The 16,922-nt window shown below is 57.7% G+C and carries 11 protein-coding genes; 5 read left to right on the top strand and 6 right to left on the bottom strand.

What is annotated here, in order from left to right; translation table 11 throughout:
- Positions 1-36: 36 nt before the first annotated feature.
- The 3 genes from HMPREF2614_RS10265 (at position 37) to HMPREF2614_RS10255 (ending at position 2,375) form a co-directional block, all read left to right on the top strand.
- Positions 37-456, top strand: coding sequence for a fluoride efflux transporter FluC (locus HMPREF2614_RS10265; RefSeq protein ID WP_224792265.1), 420 nt, complete (start codon positions 37-39; stop codon positions 454-456).
- A complete protein-coding gene (locus HMPREF2614_RS10260) occupies positions 453-878 on the top strand; it encodes a fluoride efflux transporter FluC (protein ID WP_038627971.1) in 426 nt (141 codons plus the stop codon). Before HMPREF2614_RS10265 ends, HMPREF2614_RS10260 begins: the two co-directional genes overlap by 4 nt.
- Positions 879-947: 69 nt before the next feature.
- Positions 948-2,375, top strand: coding sequence for an alanine/glycine:cation symporter family protein (locus HMPREF2614_RS10255; protein WP_070560930.1), 1,428 nt, complete (start codon positions 948-950; stop codon positions 2,373-2,375).
- A gap of 37 nt (positions 2,376-2,412) precedes the next feature.
- On the opposite strand, the gene HMPREF2614_RS10250 is transcribed toward HMPREF2614_RS10255, so the two are convergent.
- Positions 2,413-3,486, bottom strand: coding sequence for a YlbL family protein (locus HMPREF2614_RS10250; protein ID WP_038627965.1), 1,074 nt, complete (start codon positions 3,484-3,486; stop codon positions 2,413-2,415).
- Positions 3,487-3,625: 139 nt separating this feature from the next.
- On the opposite strand from HMPREF2614_RS10250, the gene HMPREF2614_RS10245 reads away from it, so the two are divergent.
- Positions 3,626-5,128 carry a zinc-dependent metalloprotease gene (locus HMPREF2614_RS10245; RefSeq protein ID WP_038627963.1) on the top strand — a complete coding sequence of 501 codons (1,503 nt, stop codon included), beginning with the start codon at positions 3,626-3,628 and terminating at the stop codon, positions 5,126-5,128.
- Between the two features lie 4 nt (positions 5,129-5,132).
- On the opposite strand, the gene HMPREF2614_RS10240 is transcribed toward HMPREF2614_RS10245, so the two are convergent.
- Entirely contained in the window at positions 5,133-5,663 is a 531-nt protein-coding gene (locus HMPREF2614_RS10240) for a YgjP-like metallopeptidase domain-containing protein (RefSeq protein WP_016422236.1), read from the bottom strand.
- Between the two features lie 68 nt (positions 5,664-5,731).
- Here HMPREF2614_RS10240 and HMPREF2614_RS10235 point away from each other — a divergent pair, with 68 nt between their 5' ends.
- Positions 5,732-6,667: a TOMM precursor leader peptide-binding protein gene (locus HMPREF2614_RS10235; RefSeq protein ID WP_224792266.1), complete on the top strand. Its 936-nt coding sequence runs from the start codon at positions 5,732-5,734 to the stop codon at positions 6,665-6,667.
- 26 nt (positions 6,668-6,693) lie between these two features.
- Here the strand turns inward: HMPREF2614_RS10235 and HMPREF2614_RS10230 are convergent, their stop codons facing one another.
- The 4 genes from HMPREF2614_RS10230 to HMPREF2614_RS10215 form a co-directional block, all read right to left on the bottom strand.
- Complete coding sequence (locus HMPREF2614_RS10230; RefSeq protein WP_070561018.1) at positions 6,694-8,763, bottom strand: ATP-dependent DNA helicase UvrD2; 2,070 nt, start codon at positions 8,761-8,763, stop codon at positions 6,694-6,696.
- A gap of 119 nt (positions 8,764-8,882) precedes the next feature.
- Positions 8,883-9,950: a potassium channel family protein gene (locus HMPREF2614_RS10225; RefSeq protein WP_049182182.1), complete on the bottom strand. Its 1,068-nt coding sequence runs from the start codon at positions 9,948-9,950 to the stop codon at positions 8,883-8,885.
- A gap of 115 nt (positions 9,951-10,065) precedes the next feature.
- Positions 10,066-13,560 carry an ATP-dependent helicase gene (locus HMPREF2614_RS10220; RefSeq protein WP_070560927.1) on the bottom strand — a complete coding sequence of 1,165 codons (3,495 nt, stop codon included), beginning with the start codon at positions 13,558-13,560 and terminating at the stop codon, positions 10,066-10,068.
- 2 nt (positions 13,561-13,562) lie between these two features.
- The gene (locus HMPREF2614_RS10215; protein WP_246815701.1) at positions 13,563-16,913 is read right to left on the bottom strand and encodes an ATP-dependent helicase; all 3,351 of its coding nucleotides are present in this window, start codon (positions 16,911-16,913) and stop codon (positions 13,563-13,565) included.
- Positions 16,914-16,922 lie beyond the last annotated feature (9 nt).

The following is a 16,922-nucleotide window of genomic DNA, read 5'->3' as shown; positions in this document are numbered from 1 at the left end:
CCCCCCCCCTTTAGCCGCTGTGCTAGCGTTTTCACCGTGAATGAGGAATCTGTTGCTCCGAAGCTGCCATCAGCAGGACGAGCGCAGGGTCTGACAGCTCTGGCCGTGGCCGGCGGCGCCGCTGTTGGCGCAGTAGGTCGCTTTCTGTTCGGAGCGGCGATCGATGCAATCGTTGGCTCGGGAATTAGCGCAATCTCGACGACTGTCATCAACTTACTGGGCTGCCTTCTCTTCGGCCTGGTCAGCAGTATCGCGTTTGCTAATCCTCGGCTTTCCGCTTTCTGCGGTACTGGCTTTTGTGGCGGCTTCACCACTTTCTCCGCCTTTGTCATTCTCCTATTGGCACAGGCGGACACGTCAGTCGTGCTGATTGTGAGCGTTGGGCTTATTCACCTGCTGTGTTGTCCCCTCGCCTACTGGTTGGGAACCAAGTGTGCGCGGGAGGTTGCGGAATGACCGGCGATCTCCTCAGTTCTTTTCCCTCGGCGCTCTCTGCCATTCTCGCTATCGCAGTTGGCGCCGCAGTAGGTGGAGCGCTGCGCTATACGCTGGCCGAACTTGCGGTGAAGTGGGCTGATTCCAAACTGCCCGGAACGTGGACCGCGAATATGATTGCCTGCTTCGTCGCCGGTGCCGCTGCTGTGGTGTGGTCGCGGGGAACGTCGACAAGCGACGGCATGACCCCTGCCCTGGCCTATGCGACGGTGATGATTGGCTTCGCCGGCGGCCTGTCGACGTGGTCCACACTCGCCGGAGAGATCACACGCCTTAAAAACCAACACTTTTGGAGGGCATGTGGGTACGTTGCTCTCACACTGATTGGCGGAATGATCTTTGTTTTCGCCGGAATGCGTTTACCCCCACTTGTGGCGAATTAGTAGCGCAATAATCATTTTCTGAGAATTTAATGATTGGGTTTAGGCTTTCTACCAGTAAAGTTCCACAGCATGGAAAGCTTCAGCGATTTTGTCTCAGCGGCGGATAGTTTTATTTGGAGTCCGTACCTCCTCATCCCCGCGCTGATCGGCACCGGAATCATCTTGACCATTCGCCTGGGCGCAATTCACCTGGTCAAACTCGGCTCGGCACTGCGCCTCGGACTCATCGACCGTAACGACGACGACGCCGAGGGAGATATCACCAACTACCAGGCGCTGGCGACGGCTCTCGCGGCAACTGTCGGTGTCGGCAACATTGTCGGTGTCGCTACCGCAATCGGCTTAGGTGGACCCGGTGCGCTGTTCTGGATGTGGGTAACCGGCCTGCTAGGTATGGCATCGAAGTACTCCGAGGCATTCCTGGGCGTGAAGTACCGCCAGACCGATGCAGCTGGCGAACAGTCCGGTGGTCCGCAGTACTACCTGCGCAAGGCCATCCCGAATGGTTTTGGTAAGACGCTGGGCATTCTCTTCGCCGTCTTCGCTGCGCTGGCGGCGTTTGGTATCGGCAACCTAACCCAGGGCAATGCCGTGGCCTCGAACCTGGAAAACAGCTTCGACATCGATCCGACGCTCTCCGGCATGATTATGTTCATCCTGGTAGGTGCAGCTCTGATGGGTGGCATTAAGTCGATTGGCCGCATCACCGCCAGCTTTGTGCCGATGATGATTGTGCTCTACATCGGTGCGGCCGTGTGGGTGCTCGTCGCCAATGTCTCGGCGCTGCCCGAAACCTTCAAGCTCATCTTCACCGATGCTTTCACCGGCACCGCGGCCGTTGGTGGGTTCGCAGGATCCACGCTCATTCTCGCCCTGCAGATGGGTGTTGCCCGCGGTCTGTTCTCCAACGAGTCGGGCCTGGGTTCCGGTGCTATCGCCGCTGCCGCCGCATCGACGACTCACCCAGTTCGTCAGGGTTTGGTCTCCATGACTCAGACCTTCATTGACACCATCATCGTCGTGTCCTTCACCGGCCTGGTTATCATCAGCACCGGTGTTTGGCAGGATGGCAACGTCGACACTAGCGCTCTGACCGCTGAGGCATTCTCCCGCGGTCTGCCGGGCCACTGGGGTGGCACCATCGTCACGCTGTCGGTTGTCTTCTTCGCATTCTCCACCATGCTGGGCTGGTCCTACTACGGTGAGCGCGCCTTCGAGTCCCTGGTCGGTCGCCGCGGCACCGGCCTCTACCGTGCGGTCTTCACCTGCGTGGTCTTCGTCGGCGCGGTAACTCAGCTGGAAACCGTCTGGTCCGTCGCCTCGGCCCTCAACGGCCTGATGGCGCTGCCGAACCTCATCGGTCTGATTGTCCTGTCCGGGCTCATCGCGCGTGAGACAAAGGCATACCTCGAATTTGACCCTCAACTTCGCGCAACGGCTGCGGAAATCGACAAGTGGCAGTCTCAGCAAGACTTCGAGGCTTTCAGTAAGAACTAACTGAAACTACCTGCTGCCCGTAAGGGCTACGGCAAAACTACGAGCAGGTCTGCGCGGTCTCCGGCTTTTCGATTGCCGCAAGCGCGTCGTCAAGCACAGAGACCTTTACCAACTTCATATCGCCTCGGTCGGCAGTCACAGCTTCTGCGCAATTGCCTTCCGGCACGAAGAACATCTCGGCGCCCTCATCTCGGGCAGCCGAGATTTTGTGTGTAATGCCACCGATTTCGCCCACGTTGCCGGCAGCGTCAATAGTGCCAGTGCCAGCGAGGTGCTGCCCCTCGGTCAGATCGCCTGGACTCAGCTTGTCAATCACTCCAAGCGTCATCATGAGACCCGCCGACGGACCTCCAATGCCGCTGAGCTGGTACTCAACTTTGGTGTCGTCCGCGGATTGCGCCCCCATCCCCACGCCGAGCAGCGCGGCATTCTTTTGATGCGGGTTTTCCGCCAGTGTCACAGAAATATCGACGGCTTTCTCGGGGGCAGAGTCCTCGCCCTTAGCAGCCTTCTGCTTATCGACGGTCGCAGGCTTGACCCTCAACGTGACAGTATCGCCCGGGTTGCGTCCGGCAATAATCGCCTTGACTTGCTCGGGCTTGCTTACTGCCACCCCATCCACTGCGAGAATCACATCGTCTTCATGCAGTCGCCCATCGACGGGACTATCCGGCACTGTGTAGGCGACGGTGACTTCCATCGGCAACCCGAGATGTGCCAGTGCAGCGGAGGTGGCGTTGGCCTCCGACTCGGTGAATGCAGCCTTGTTCTCCTCTTCCACCTCGTCCTGGCTCTGGCCCGGAGGGAAGACCGCCTCAATGGGGACGATATCGTTGTCACGATCAAACCACAGGCCAATGACCTGCGGCAATGTCAGGTTATGCCTGACTGCGACGGTTGTCATATCCAGCGTGCCCTTAGAGCGTTCGGAGTCCGCAGCACTGCCGCTGACCGAGATAATGCTCTTTCCCTCGACATCGCTGAGGACGTCGAAGACCGGGCCAGGCCCCTGCGCGGCATAGGGAACTGTCAGCGTTGGCAGCGAAAGCACAGTTGCCAACGCGGCGATGGGCACAGCGCCCGCAACAAGAGTTTGGGTACGACGATTCACAAATAACACCCTACATTCTCGCTATCTGCCTACTGGACACCTGATGAATGTTGTTCGTGTCTGTTCGCTGGGCGCGAAGTTGCCAATAAAGTGGTGCTTTTAAGTACTCACGCGGGTCATTGCCCGGTACGGTGGGAGCATGAGTTCTAACGGATTTGGCTTTGGTCCGAACGACAATGATGACGATCGTGACGACGCTGGCAACAATGACTCCGGCCAGGGCGGTCAGGGCGGCCAGGGCGGTCCTTTCGGTTTCTTCGGGTTCCCCTTCGGTGGCATGGGCGGCGCCGGTGGCTTCGGTTTCGGCGGCCCCGGGCAGCCCGGCAGCGGCGCCTCTGGCAAAGGAGAACAGCCGAACTTGGGCGATATTCTCAACCAGTTCGGCGAGATGTTCTCCGGCATGGGGCAGCGATTCCAGGAGTCTAACTCTGGCCCTGTCAACTACGACGCGGCCGAGCGCGTTGCGCGGACCCGTCTTGGTAACCCAGCTCCGGTGAAGGACTCGGCCCGCGAGGCGCTGGCTGATTCCTTGCGCCTGGCCGAACTGTGGCTAGATGACGTCACCTCCCTTCCCGCTGGTGTCAACCGCGTAGAAGCGTGGAATAGCCTGCAGTGGTTGGAGAACACCAAGTCGACATGGACTCGCCTTGTCGATCCCGTCGCCAGCCGCATGAGTGATGCCTCCCTCGAGGGCGTTCCAGAAGAAGCTCGCGAGATGATGGGCCCGATGCTGGGCATCATGCGTCAGATGAACTCGATGAGTTTCGGTACTCAGCTAGGGAATGCGCTGGCTGAATTGGCACAGACGAGCCTGACTGGTTCTGACCTCGGGCTGCCGCTACACACCACTGGTGCGGCGGTACTGCTGCCAACACATCTAGTTACTCTCGCAGAGGAACTCGAGGTTCCAGCGCGCGATCTGTTTATCTACGCCACTGCCCGCGAAGCTGCACACCAACGTCTTTACGACCGCGTGCCATGGCTGGCTGAACGCATGATTTCCTCTGTCGAGGAGTACGCCGCTGGCATCGTCATCGACTACTCCGCGATCGAAGAGGCCGCCCGCGGTCTGGATATTGAGAACATGCAGGATCCGCAGCGTATGCAGGAGGCTATGAGTCAGCTGCAAAATATGGATCTGAGTCCGAAGATTCGTTCTCGTAACGAGAATGCTCGTACTCGTTTCCAGACGCTGCTAGCACTGGTCGAAGGGTGGGTGGACATGGTTGTCACCGATGCCCTCGGTGAGCGTCTACCGGGTGCCGCACAATTGGATGAAGCCTGGCGTCGTCGCCGCGCCACCGAAGGTGCTGAGCAGGCGCTGGAGAAGGCCACCGGCATTGACCTCGGCTCCCCCAAGGTGCGTGAGGCAACCAACTTGTGGCACCGCCTGACCACCGCTGTGGGCATCGAGCAACGTGACAAGGTCTGGGATCACCCGGACTTCCTGCCCGTAGCAGAAGATTTGGATGAACCCGCGGCCTTTATTGACTCGGTTCTTGGCGGTTCGGACAACGATGACTTCGACCCGATCGCAGAGCTTGAAGAGCAGCTGCGCAAAGAAGCCGAAAAACGCGCGGCTGAGGGCAAGGACAGTGACACCGACGAGGACAATTCTGGCGACACCGATGACGATAAGTAGCTAGTTAGCTCTGGGTTCCCCAGCGCTGATACGCCTCTAAATAGCCCCGTGCCCGTTCGTGGTACGGGGCTTTTGCCGCCCAATACCAGAACTCTTCGGTATGACCCCCGTCGACGAAAGTGTGCACCAGTTCGTGCACAATGACATCGTCGAGGACGTACCCCGGGACGTCGGCAAGCCTGTGCGAAATGCGAATACGTCCCGGACTATCGACGCCGCCGGTGACCGATGCCCACCTGCGCGACATGTTCTTGACCCATTTGATTGACTCAAACCGCGGGCGATCTTCCAGCACCGTACGCGAGAGCAGCCGTGCGCGGCGCTCCAGCTCGGAATTATCCAGGTTGCTGCCAACTTTCTTCCGCACTCGCGCCACAATTTCATTGACCTGCTGTTTTTCCGCAGCGGCGCTGAGGTCGTCCGGAACCATGACAATGATTCGGTTTCCCTCCGCGCGGGCGGACACAGTACGGCGGCGGCGCTTCGAGCGCCGAACCTCAACATCCGGGCCGTACTCAGGTCGCTTGGTGCTCATGCTTTTTAAGCGTATATGCTCTGCCCTGCGATTGCGTAAAAGCTGGCCCCGGGGTAAAAGATATTTTTATGGGGGAATACAGGGATACGTCTCGGGGGCGGGATGGTACGGCTGGCGTAATAGGTTCGGACGCACCCGCAGCACAAACGCTTGCCGCGCCTACCACGGACTACGCGCTGCGCCCGGAGATACCGATTATCATGCGCCCAGGCGCGCGGATTCAGTTCGGCGTGGAACCGGAGCGCAGCATGATTCTGCCGCTTTCCGACGGCACCCCGCCGGGGCCTGTCTTCTCGGCACTTCTTGCAGCTCATAGAGGTAGCACCTTAAGCGAGGCCTTTGCTGACAGTCACGACAAACTGTCACCGCAGTTCATTACAGCACTTATCTCCGACCTTCACCGAGCAGCACTGGTCCAAAAACCACCGACACGACGGAGGATTACGCTGATCGGTCGGGACAGTTTGCGCACTGGACTTTTAAAAGAGCTTCGTCGCACGGGTTGCGGTAGTTGGACGAAGGCAATGTCGCCCACTCGCAATGCGACGCTGAAAATATCTCAATCCACGCCGGAAGACATCGGGCTCGCGGTGGTCACGGGCATGGAAGTACCGAGCATGCCCTTGGTTCGCGCTCTGTTTCATCGTGGAATTGAGCATCTGCACACGCATTTCCGCGATGGAGCACTGATTCTTGGGCCGCTTGTTCAGCCAGGTCAAGGGCCCTGCTCGATGTGTTTCGAAGCTTATCGACGAGACCGCGACCCCGTCCGGGCACTGATTGCGCTGCAGCTTCGCACTTTTACGCCCGTGACCGCACCGGAATGGCTGAACACAGCGGTGCCGCTGTTGGTTGGGCAGCTGCGGCGACCGGACCTCTCAGATCTATGTGCGACAGAGGTGCGCATAGATCTGGAAAGCCTCGATATCACCCGCACTACGGTTGCTCCCCACCCGCAGTGCCCAGTGTGTGGTCATGGCAACTCGCAGATGCAGTTCATGTAATTCGAAGTTCCTTGAGCAGAATCTGACTAGGAATTCACAAAAGAATTGACGATTCCCAAGATGCCTTCGCCGAAATGATTGAGCTTCGCTTCTCCAATTCCGGGAATCTGCAGAAGTTCCGCCGGCGTAGTCGGTTGCTGCTCACCGATGGCCAGAAGGGTCGCATCGGAGAAGATCACGAATGCGGGGACAGTCATTTCTCTCGACATTTCCAGGCGCCATGCACGCAATGCTTCCAGTAGCGCAGGATCCGCACTGACCGGGCACTCTTCACAGCGCCCTGAGATCCGCTCCGCATCGGTGTGCAATGGCTTAGTGCAGCCCTTGCACTGTTTGGACTGCTGACGCTTACCACGGGAACTAGAGCTCCTTGAGCTTCGCTGTGCCTCCGCCGAGTAGTCAGAGACATCAATGTCGAGTTCATCGAGGAATCGTGTGCGGCGACGTGACCTGCGGCCGCCTTCTGTCCGCGACAATGACCAAGATAGCTCCAGATGTTCACGGGCTCGAGTAATGCCGACATAGAACAGACGGCGCTCTTCTTCGATGGCTTCCGCTCCCTGTGCAGGAGATCGGTCGAATTTATTCAGCGAATGTTGGATAGGCAGCGAACCGTCGGTAAGCCCAACGAGGAACACCGCATCCCACTCCAGCCCCTTGGCTGCATGCAGGCTAGCCAACGTCACGCCATCCAGCGTCGGCGGATGCTTGGCCTGCTGCCGAGTGTGCAATTGGCCGAGGAGCGCCTGGATATTGACCTCGGTGTTGGCATGAACGATGTCCTTACACAGGTCGAATAGGGCGCGCAGTGACTGCCAACGTTCCCTGGCACCAGTGCCTTCCGGCTCTTGGTCAGTCATGCCAAGACCCGCGAAAACCTGCTTGACCAAATCCAACAGATTCGTGCCCTGCAATGTCGGAACAGTCCGTGAGGAACGGGAAACTCGCACAAGTGCTGCGATGGCATCGCGGATCTCGGGACGCTGGTAGAAACCGTCCCCGCCACGAACCTGGTAGGCGACTCCTACCTCGGACAAAGCCTGCTCAAAAACTGCGGACTGTGCGTTAATCCGGTACAAAACGGCAATCTCCGATGCCGGCGTACCTGCGTCGATAAGTCGCTTGATGCTGCGCGCGGTCGCGCGAGCTTCCATTGGCTCATCGTCGTACTGATTGAAAGTCGGCTCCGGGCCGTCTTCACGCTGCCCAATCAGCTTCAGCCGCGAGCCGGCGATACGTCCCTGCGCACGGCCGATGACATTGTTGGCCAGCCCGACGACCTGTGGGGTCGATCGGTAGTCCCGCTGCAGGCGGACCACTGTGGCTTCCAGGTAGTCCCGAGAGAAGTTCATCAGGTATTGCGGAGTCGCGCCTGTGAAAGAGTAAATCGTCTGGTTGGCGTCCCCGACAACTGTCAGGTTGTCACGGTCTCCCAGCCAGGCGTTGAGAACTCGCTGCTGTAACGGGGTGACATCCTGGTACTCATCGACGACGAAGCACCGATACTGGTTGCGGAATTCCTCCGCCACTGCACGGGAATTCTCCATCGCACCGGCGGTGTGAATGAGTAGGTCGTCGAAGTCGAGCAATAGCCCGTCCGGGGTAGTTTTTATGTCCTCGTAAGCGCGATAGCAATCGACAATTCTCTCCGCGGGCAACGGCGCCGTGCGCCCATGCTCCCGCAGCGCGGCTTGGTACTGATCCGCACCGGCCAGAGTGGCCTTCGCCCACTCAATCTCGCCCATGACATCTCGGATTGTTTCCTTAGAGGTGTCCAGGCCCACTCGACGTACTGCTTGGGCGACAACACGGAATTTCTTGTCATCCAACAGCTGCCAGGGCATATCACCGGCGACTTGGGGCCAGAAGTAGCGCAGCTGGCGAAGTGATGCCGAGTGGAAAGTGCGCGCCTGGACTCCAGGCGTTCCCATCTTTGCCAGGCGGTCGCGCATCTCCCCTGCGGCACGCGAGGTAAATGTCACGGCTAATACCTTTTGCGGCTGCACAAACCCCTGGTCAATGAGGTACTTGATGCGATGAGTAATTGTTCGGGTCTTGCCTGTACCGGCTCCGGCAAGAATGCACACCGGCCCCATCGGAGCCGTGGCTGCCTCACGCTGATCTGGATCCAGCCCAGCTAGATATTCCGGCTCGTTCACATCCGCCTCTGAGTAAGTCAAAAGTTGTTAGACCCCATTTTTAAACTTGTCGAGTGCTATTCGTCATTGCTGTAGACACGGCGGACGTACAGCAGCCGGTCGCCTGGCTCCACCGATTCACACTCCGGTGAATCAATTCGGTACAGCTCACCCGAGCGCACCACACCGAGTGCAATATCCGCGAGGTGCCGTGGGCTGGCACCGATTTCCTCTTCGGTGACGAGCCTCTCTGCAACAGAGAATCCTTCATCCGGGCTCAGGAGGTCTTCCATCATCTCCACCACCGAAGGAGTCACCGTGGCCAGCCCCAGCATTCGGCCGGCGGTTTCAGAAGAAATGACCACTTGGTCTGCACCTGACTGCGTCAACAAGTGGCGGTTTTCTGATTCACGCACTGAAGCCACAATTGAGGCACCCGGTGCCAACTCGCGGACAGACAACGTGACCAGCACCGCTGTGTCATCTTTGTTCGGTGCAACGACTATAGAGCGGGCACGCTGAATACCAGCTAACTTCAGCACATCAGATTTAGTAGCCGACCCATGCACCGTCGCCAAGCCTTGATTCGAAGCGTGGTCGAGTGCTTCCTTGTCCGTATCAATAACAACGATTTCTGCCGGATCTACGCCGTCCGCGAGAAGAGCTGCAATGGCAGAACGACCCTTGGTGCCGTATCCGATAACGACGGTGTGGTTGCGCAACTGTCTCCTCCAGCGCTGAATTTGCAGGGTTTTCCGAGACTCTTGGGTCAAAACGGTCAGAGTAGTACCGACCAAGAGAGCAAGGAAGGCCACACGCAGTGGCGTAATGATCAAAATATTGAGTAATCGAGCCCTCTGTGTGACCGGCGTGATGTCACCGTAGCCCGTCGTCGACAGGCTGACAGCCGAGTAATACACCGCATCGATGAAGGTGAGAGGCTCCGTGTATCCGTCGTGGTCGTAGTAGACCACGACGGATGCAATCAGCAGCAAAAACACGGCGTAGTTCAAACGACGTATGATTAGCCGCCAAGGATTCTTCGGTGCGGACTCAGGCAGACCAATGACTCCCAGCAGTGCATGCCCGGGAAGATCATTGAGCCCGGTTTCGTATCCCGAAGATTTCCGAATTGGATTACGCAACCGCTCCTCGCCTGCCTTTCATGAAAACTCCTCCCGGTGAAAAATAGCGCATACAAACTGCTGCTTTCACCTGGATAACTGGCCACGGCCACGCGGCAGTTACATACGTAGATGATTATCCAATCAGCTCGCGCATTTTCCTGTCCAACTCTATCCTGCTTGGCAGTAGCGCTTCATCTGGTATTAGCGTTCGTCCTGCCGAAACATAGAAGAACCCGGCTTCAATGTCTTCGGGGGCCGTTTCCACTCCCCTCTCACGCAGCCTATCCGACCACGCCAAGCGGTAAATCGCCAGCTGTAGCGCCGCTACTTCCCTTTCCTTTCCGCGCGGCATCTGGCCTGTCTTCCAGTCAATGACGCTCCACTTCCCGTTGTTCTTAAACACCGCGTCGATTCGGCCGACGACCCGCCGTTGCCCAATGGCAATTCCAAACGGCACTTCCACATGCACTGGCGTGCGGTCAGCCCACTCGGATGCCTCGAAATTCGCCTTCAACTTCTCAAGTTCGCGTTCGGACGCGACTTGTTCTGTGCCGAGGAAGTCATCCAGTTGATTCCCGAAGAGATCCTCATCGTCCAGCAGGCTGTGTGCACCGAAGCGATTCTCCAACCAAGCGTGGAATGCCGTACCTCGGCGCGCGAATCGGTTTGGCTTAAACGGCACCGGGCGTGCTTTCCGACGAGCAAACGCGACCGGATCCGCAATCATGGCTTGGTATTCGCTAGTGGACATGCTTGTCGGCATTAGTAGATGAATCTCCGCGGCCTTAGCTCGACGGATTTCATCCACGAGAATGGTCGTTTCCGTTTCCCATACCTCAGACAGGTCACCTGCAATGGGGCGCTCATCCTGGTCTTCGCCCATGTAGCGCATGACGCTTTCGGCTGCTCGCTGCACACTATCTCGGCGGCTGCCCAGGGTATCGACGGGCCAGACCACCCCATCAACCGCAGTGTCGCAGTCCAGATCGACTTCGGTGTCCTCTACCTCAGGGTCCTCCCCATCTGTCCACGACACCACATAGTCGCTGAATTGCGTGGCGATGGCTGCGAAGTCCGCCGACACGTCGGTGGGTTTCTTCAAGCTCGGATTAGGCCGCCTGCTTGCAGTGACAATGAGCTTTTTCGCGGAGCGAGTCATGGCAACGTAGAAGAGGCGCTGTTTTTCTTCCCTCTCCACTTCTCGCAGCTCTTCCTTGTAGGCTTTGATTACCTTGTTGAGGTCGGTTTGGTTATCTGCGCCTGATATGTCCAGTTCGGGGGCATTGCTATCGACAGAATCAGCGACGGGAGCCCAATCGCCTGCTGCAAGCTGTGTTGCATCCCCTGTTGTGTCTGCACTAGCCGTTAGCGGATCCACTTGGGTAATTGCACCAGGAGGAAGCTGAACTGAATTGGTGAGCCACGATGACAAATCAACTCTGTCAAACTTGCTGGTGGTGATGCCCGGGACAGCAACCGTTTCCCACTCCAACCCCTTTGACTTGTGCATAGTCATGATTTGGACGCAGTTTTCCGGCATGTTCAAAGGTGCCCGTTCCAAACCATCATCGTGTTCGACAGCGAACTCCAAATAGTTCAAAAACCCTGTCACATCGTCCGAGATATTTTGCGAATACGTCGCAGCGATATCGACAAACCTATCCAGATGCGCAGTCGTCGGCCTGGTTATCGCGGTAGCGGAACCGTACTGTCCAGCCGCTGCTTCTACGCGAATTCCAAACTCAGTAGCGATGTCCTCGACCAGTTCCGGCAGAGGCTTATTCAGCGAGAACCGACGTAGTTTTCGTAGGCTTGCACCCAACTGTGCGATACGCGCCATTGCTTCATCTGTGTAGTTCAGTGACTCGCTGCAGACCAACCGCCCATTTTTTCCCACACTGCCGCGCGCTAGCGGGGTGCCGTCGTAAAAACGAATATCCGGGTCGGCGATGGCGTGCCCCAGCCCCACCGCGGACGATGCTGCTTCGGCATCTTCCACCATCTTGTCATACTGGCGAGCGAGCTGGGAAAGCGGTGAGGAGTCTGAAGTCTCTTCGACGTTGCCCTTCTTTCGGGCCAACTCGTCCTTGCCTGCCATTGCCAGCTGGTCTACACGAGTGCGAAGTGCCTCCACGTCTGCGGCACCCAAATTGGCCTGTGGGCTGAGCAGCAGACGCAGAGCATCCTGGTCTGAACTGGGGTCGACCAATATCTTCATCACCGAGGTGATATCCATGACCTCGGGCAGATGCAGCAATCCAGCGAGTCCCACAATGATTGCAGGCACACCCCGCTCAGACAGTGCATCTAAATAGACAGCCGATTCAGCATTTGTCCGAACCAGGATGGCGGCATCGAGCTTGTTGCCAGCTGCTTCACATTCGCGTAATTGCGCCTCCATGCAATCTGCGATGTACGCAACTTCTTCCTCACCGGTTGCGGTGAAAGCAAGCTGCACTTCGCCCTGACCTGCTTTTGGACCGGCATCCAGTGCCTCTACTGTACGAGCCTGCCCCGCGAAAGCACGGTCGGAGACTGCGTTAGCAAGCTGCAGCACTGACTGCGGATTTCGCCAAGAAACGGTCAGTTGCTTTTTCTCCGCTGGCTTCCCATCCGACCGCGGAAAATCATTGACAAACTGCACAAGGTTTTCGGCAGTTGCTCCTCGCCAGCCATAAATTGCCTGCATCGGATCACCGACAGCGGTGACACAACCACCGGAGAACAGCGCACGCAGGAACAGCCGCTGTGTGTGCGACGTGTCCTGGTACTCGTCGAGCATGATGATCTTAAAGCGACGCCGCTCCTCCTCTCCGACTTCCGCGAAGTCGGTGGCTAGTCGGGCCGCACGAGCCATCTGCATACCGAAAGTGGCGACATTTTCTTCATTGCACCGAGCTCGAACCTGTTCTACCAGCGGCAAAATCTCTAATCTCTCTCGCTGCTTATCGACGATGCCCTGTAGATCGCCAATTAGCCCCTCGCGTTTACCCTTCTGCGGGGTCTGCTCAATATTGCTGATGAATGCTTCGGTTTCCTCGCGAATCGCCTGCGGTGAAGAAAGGTTTGAGTCGATGTTCGCCCCCAGCTCAATAATGCGACTGGCCAGAGTCGATGGCGCAATATCGATATCAATTTCCTTCACATTACGAGCGGTTTCCCAGGCCAACTGCCACTGCGTCGCGCCATCCATAATGGTGACCCCCGGCTCCGTCGGCAGCAAAAGACCATAATTGCTAACGACTTCAGAGGCATAGGCATCGTAAGTAAGCGTGGTTGGGGCAATGACCTCGAGGCTTGCTAGTACCTTTGGTGAAGCCTGTGCACGAAATGCGGCAGAGGAAGCAAGCGCATTGAGCTGTTGTCGGATACGGACGCCGAGCTCGCGCGCTGCCTTCCTGGTGAAGGTCAAACCTAGAACTTCTTCTGGGCGGATAAAGCCATTGGCCCCCAACCACACGACACGGGAAGCCATTGTCGCTGTTTTACCAGCACCGGCACCGGCGACAACAAGCATTGGTTCCATCGGTGCACCGATTACCGCCGCTTGTTGCGGGGTGGGCGGAAAGTCCTGGCCCATCATCTCCGACAGGGTGACGGGATCAATGATGGTTCGTTCCTCCGACATGACTACCGATTCCCTTCTGCTGCCGGGCACGCCTTCGAAAGCGTGCAGAACTTGCAATGATCACCAGCGAGCGCCAAGGCACGCGGGCCAGACGTCGCACGTGCTACCTGCTCCACACGACGCTCCCAGTCAGCCAACTTGTCTTCCGTGAGCTTTGACTGTTCTCGACTAGTGATAATGGTCTTATTGTGTGACTTTCGCGGAAATACCAGGTATGCCCCTGATTGTTCAATGCCTTCGCCGTTGTCCACAGCAAGCCCATCTCCGCTTTCAACGAGCTTCCCCTTCGACAACGCCAGCTGATATGTAGCTAGCTGTGCATGTTCTTCTACGTCTTTACCGGAGGGCGCTGTCTTACCGGTTTTAATATCGACGATTTGAACTGCACCATCAGCGTCTTCAATCAATCGGTCGATTCGTCCGACAATCACGATGTCATCGTTGATGGTGACTTTTACCGGAACCTCGGTCCCGATATCTTTCTTGGTCTCAATCCACCGCTGCCAATCCTCCAGCGCTGTCAACCAGGTGTCTTCCTCAGTACGCTTACGCCACTCCGGATCATCGGACAGGTCACCAAAAACACGCCGGATTTCGGACTGCGCCTCAGGCACAGTCACTCCCTTGGCTACGGCTTCTACCGCCTGATGAAGTAGAGAGCCTAAATACATGGCCGATGTCGGTGCTGATTTATCCAGCATGGCCTTCAGCGGGCAACTCAGGGCTGCTTCCACCTTGGAAGGGTTGATTCTCATCGGCTTCTTGTCATTTACCGGCTTCGAGGTCGACGGTGCACGGAGCCCCCACCAGGTGTCTGGATGTGCGCCAGCAACCTCAACCTGCGCCAATCGCGCGAGTTGACGTGCAGCTTGTCGACGCCGCGTCTCAGTCTCCGCATCGTCTACAACGGCTGCACGCAGTTCTGCCAGCAGTGACTCCACAGAGAGCACCCGTGGCAGGCCTTCACCGGCCCATTTGGAATCTTCTGCCTCTGCAACATCCGGATTGCCGGTGTTTGCTTCATTAGCCGTAGCCCCGACTCCGTTCGCAACCGAAGAGGCTTCCGACTGCTTCGCCAGCTCCGTCCCCGAATTACCGAGCTTTTCAACGAGCTCGATAACAAACGGACTGGGAACTCCAACATCATCAGGAGAATCGACTGCGGTCAGCAGTACCCTGTCGCTAGCCCGTGATACCGCGACGTGCAGCAAACGACGTTCCTCCGCTAGCGCATCCGCCATGGAATTGATGTACTCCCGCGGTGCAATCCCGTGGTCGACGAGACCGATGAACTCGTTCTGCTTCATCACCGAGCCAGTTACACCGAGGCTGGGCCACTGGCCTTCCTGTACTCCGACAACTGCTACTGCCTTCCACTGCCTGCCCAGAGCCGCATGCGCTGAGAGAATGCGCACGGCGTCGCGCTCTACCCCGCTACGGTCACGTGCGCCGATGGGCAGCTCCTGTTCTTCCACAGAAGCGATAAAACCGTCAACCGTCAGCTTTGGATTCAGCTCCACACGGTCACCAGCAAAGTCGAACAGTGCCATCACAGCATCCAGGTCGCGGTCAGCCGATGCTCCAGCTGTACCGCCGCGCAACGATGCCGCCACCAGATGGTCTGCCAAACCAGTGGACTGCCAAATTGCCCACAAAGTTGCTTCCACACCATCACGCAACGCTTCACGCGCTGCGCTCAATAGATCCAGCGGCACCTGCAGCGCCTGACGTTCACGCTGCGACAGAGACTCAATAAGTTCCAGCTGCTCTGTTGTGAGTCCATCTGCTTTCAAGATTCCGATGAGCTGAGTCATCGCGGCCCCGCCGAACAGGTCGGCCTTTCGGATTCCGCGCAGCAGACGCTCTTTGACAATCGGATCCATGTTGACCAGTGGGCCGGAGAGGAACTCGTCCCACTCCACGTCATCGAGCTGGTTCATAGTTGCCCGCAACGCCACCATCAGCGCTCGCACCAATCGCTGATGACTTAGCACGATGTCCGTTGGGTCAATCTGCACAGGCACACCCGCACGCGACAATGCACGGAACAGAGAGGACTCCCCTGCACCGGACCGGACAATGACCGCCATATCCTTCCATGCCACCCCCTCGTCAATATGAAGGCGCCGGAAGTAGTCCGCGACTGTGGCTCGCTGTGCACGTTCAGAGGGATGAATAGCTATTTTTACTGCACTTTTCGCTGCGTACGAGTTTTCCGCTGCGACGGTCTCACTGTTGTTTCCAACGTCGGATTCACTAGCTTCTTGTGTTCCAACTGAACCAACAATGCCACGGTATGCAGGAGCCTTAGGCAAGCGCTGAGAAACTGCGTTGACTAAATCCGCGATATCAGCGTTACAGCGGTAAGACTGCTGCAAGTGGATTGCCTTGTACTCGACCTCACCAATCCCCCGGAGATAGTCATTATTAGCACCGCGGAAGTGAAATACCGATTGATCTTCATCACCAGTAATGACGGCCACCGCCGCCTGCGACACAAACCGATCCACAAGACGCGCAGCCTCCGGCGATAGGTGTTCAGCATCATCGACCAGCACCACCGACTTTCCCCACCGAGCCAGTGCTTGCGCGTCTGTATCCAGCTCCATCAATGCCGCAGAGACAATCTCTGCAGCGTTCAAGCTGGGCTCCCACGCCAACCGCATAGTCTGCTGATACTCCGCCATAAACTTGCCAGCCGCACACCACGACTCAATGCCATAGTCCACGCCGAGCTGCTGAAGTCTCGGGGCATCAATCCCCCGCTCAGCTGCACGCAGCAGAAAGTCACGAACCGCACGGGAAAAACCGACTAATGGAAGAGCCGGGCGCAACCGCTCTGGCCAATACGCACCACCATCTTCCGCATGACCAGCCAAAAGCTGCCGCACGACAGCATCTTGGCGTGCACCAGTGGTCAACGATGGTTCAGGCTCTCCCCGACTGACGGCGGCATCACGTACTACTGCATAGGCAAGTGAATGCACGGCACGCACCATGCCACCTTGACCTGCCCCGAACGAACCGCCTTCCCCCAGTTCAGAGGAAAAACGCCTGTCAATATCCCGCCTCAATTCCGCGGCGGCCTCTTTTGACTGTGACACCACCAAAATGCTGTCCGCCGGAATGCCCGAGTGCATGTAGTCCACCGCGAGATCTGCCAGCAGCGAACTCTTGCCAGTCCCTGGGCCGCCTAAAACGCGCACAACAGGCTGGTTTACAAGCTTGTTCGCTACCACGAGCGCCCGATTATGGGAAGGGAAAAGCGCCTCTACCGCAGTACCCAACCACTGCCGACGACAAGGCGGTTCCTCCTGGACGAACCGAACCTTCGGCATTCCATCTACGTTCATGTGCACCAT

The organism is Corynebacterium sp. HMSC074C11, assembly GCF_001809455.1.
Taxonomy (GTDB): domain Bacteria; phylum Actinomycetota; class Actinomycetes; order Mycobacteriales; family Mycobacteriaceae; genus Corynebacterium; species Corynebacterium amycolatum.
The sequence above is the reverse complement of the archived record's forward strand: the minus strand, read 5'-3'. Positions and strand labels throughout refer to the sequence as shown.

What these genes read in the sequence shown, in the direction of transcription:
- HMPREF2614_RS10255 (WP_070560930.1), top strand. Translation starts at nt 948, where the DNA reads ATGGAAAGCTTCAGCGATTTTGTCTCAGCGGCGGATAGTTTTATTTGG.
- HMPREF2614_RS10260 (WP_038627971.1), top strand. Translation starts at nt 453, where the DNA reads ATGACCGGCGATCTCCTCAGTTCTTTTCCCTCGGCGCTCTCTGCCATT.
- HMPREF2614_RS10245 (WP_038627963.1), top strand. Translation starts at nt 3,626, where the DNA reads ATGAGTTCTAACGGATTTGGCTTTGGTCCGAACGACAATGATGACGAT.
- HMPREF2614_RS10215 (WP_246815701.1), bottom strand. Translation starts at nt 16,913, where the DNA reads ATGAACGTAGATGGAATGCCGAAGGTTCGGTTCGTCCAGGAGGAACCG.
- HMPREF2614_RS10240 (WP_016422236.1), bottom strand. Translation starts at nt 5,663, where the DNA reads ATGAGCACCAAGCGACCTGAGTACGGCCCGGATGTTGAGGTTCGGCGC.
- HMPREF2614_RS10235 (WP_224792266.1), top strand. Translation starts at nt 5,732, where the DNA reads ATGGGGGAATACAGGGATACGTCTCGGGGGCGGGATGGTACGGCTGGC.
- HMPREF2614_RS10230 (WP_070561018.1), bottom strand. Translation starts at nt 8,763, where the DNA reads ATGGGGCCGGTGTGCATTCTTGCCGGAGCCGGTACAGGCAAGACCCGA.
- HMPREF2614_RS10220 (WP_070560927.1), bottom strand. Translation starts at nt 13,560, where the DNA reads ATGTCGGAGGAACGAACCATCATTGATCCCGTCACCCTGTCGGAGATG.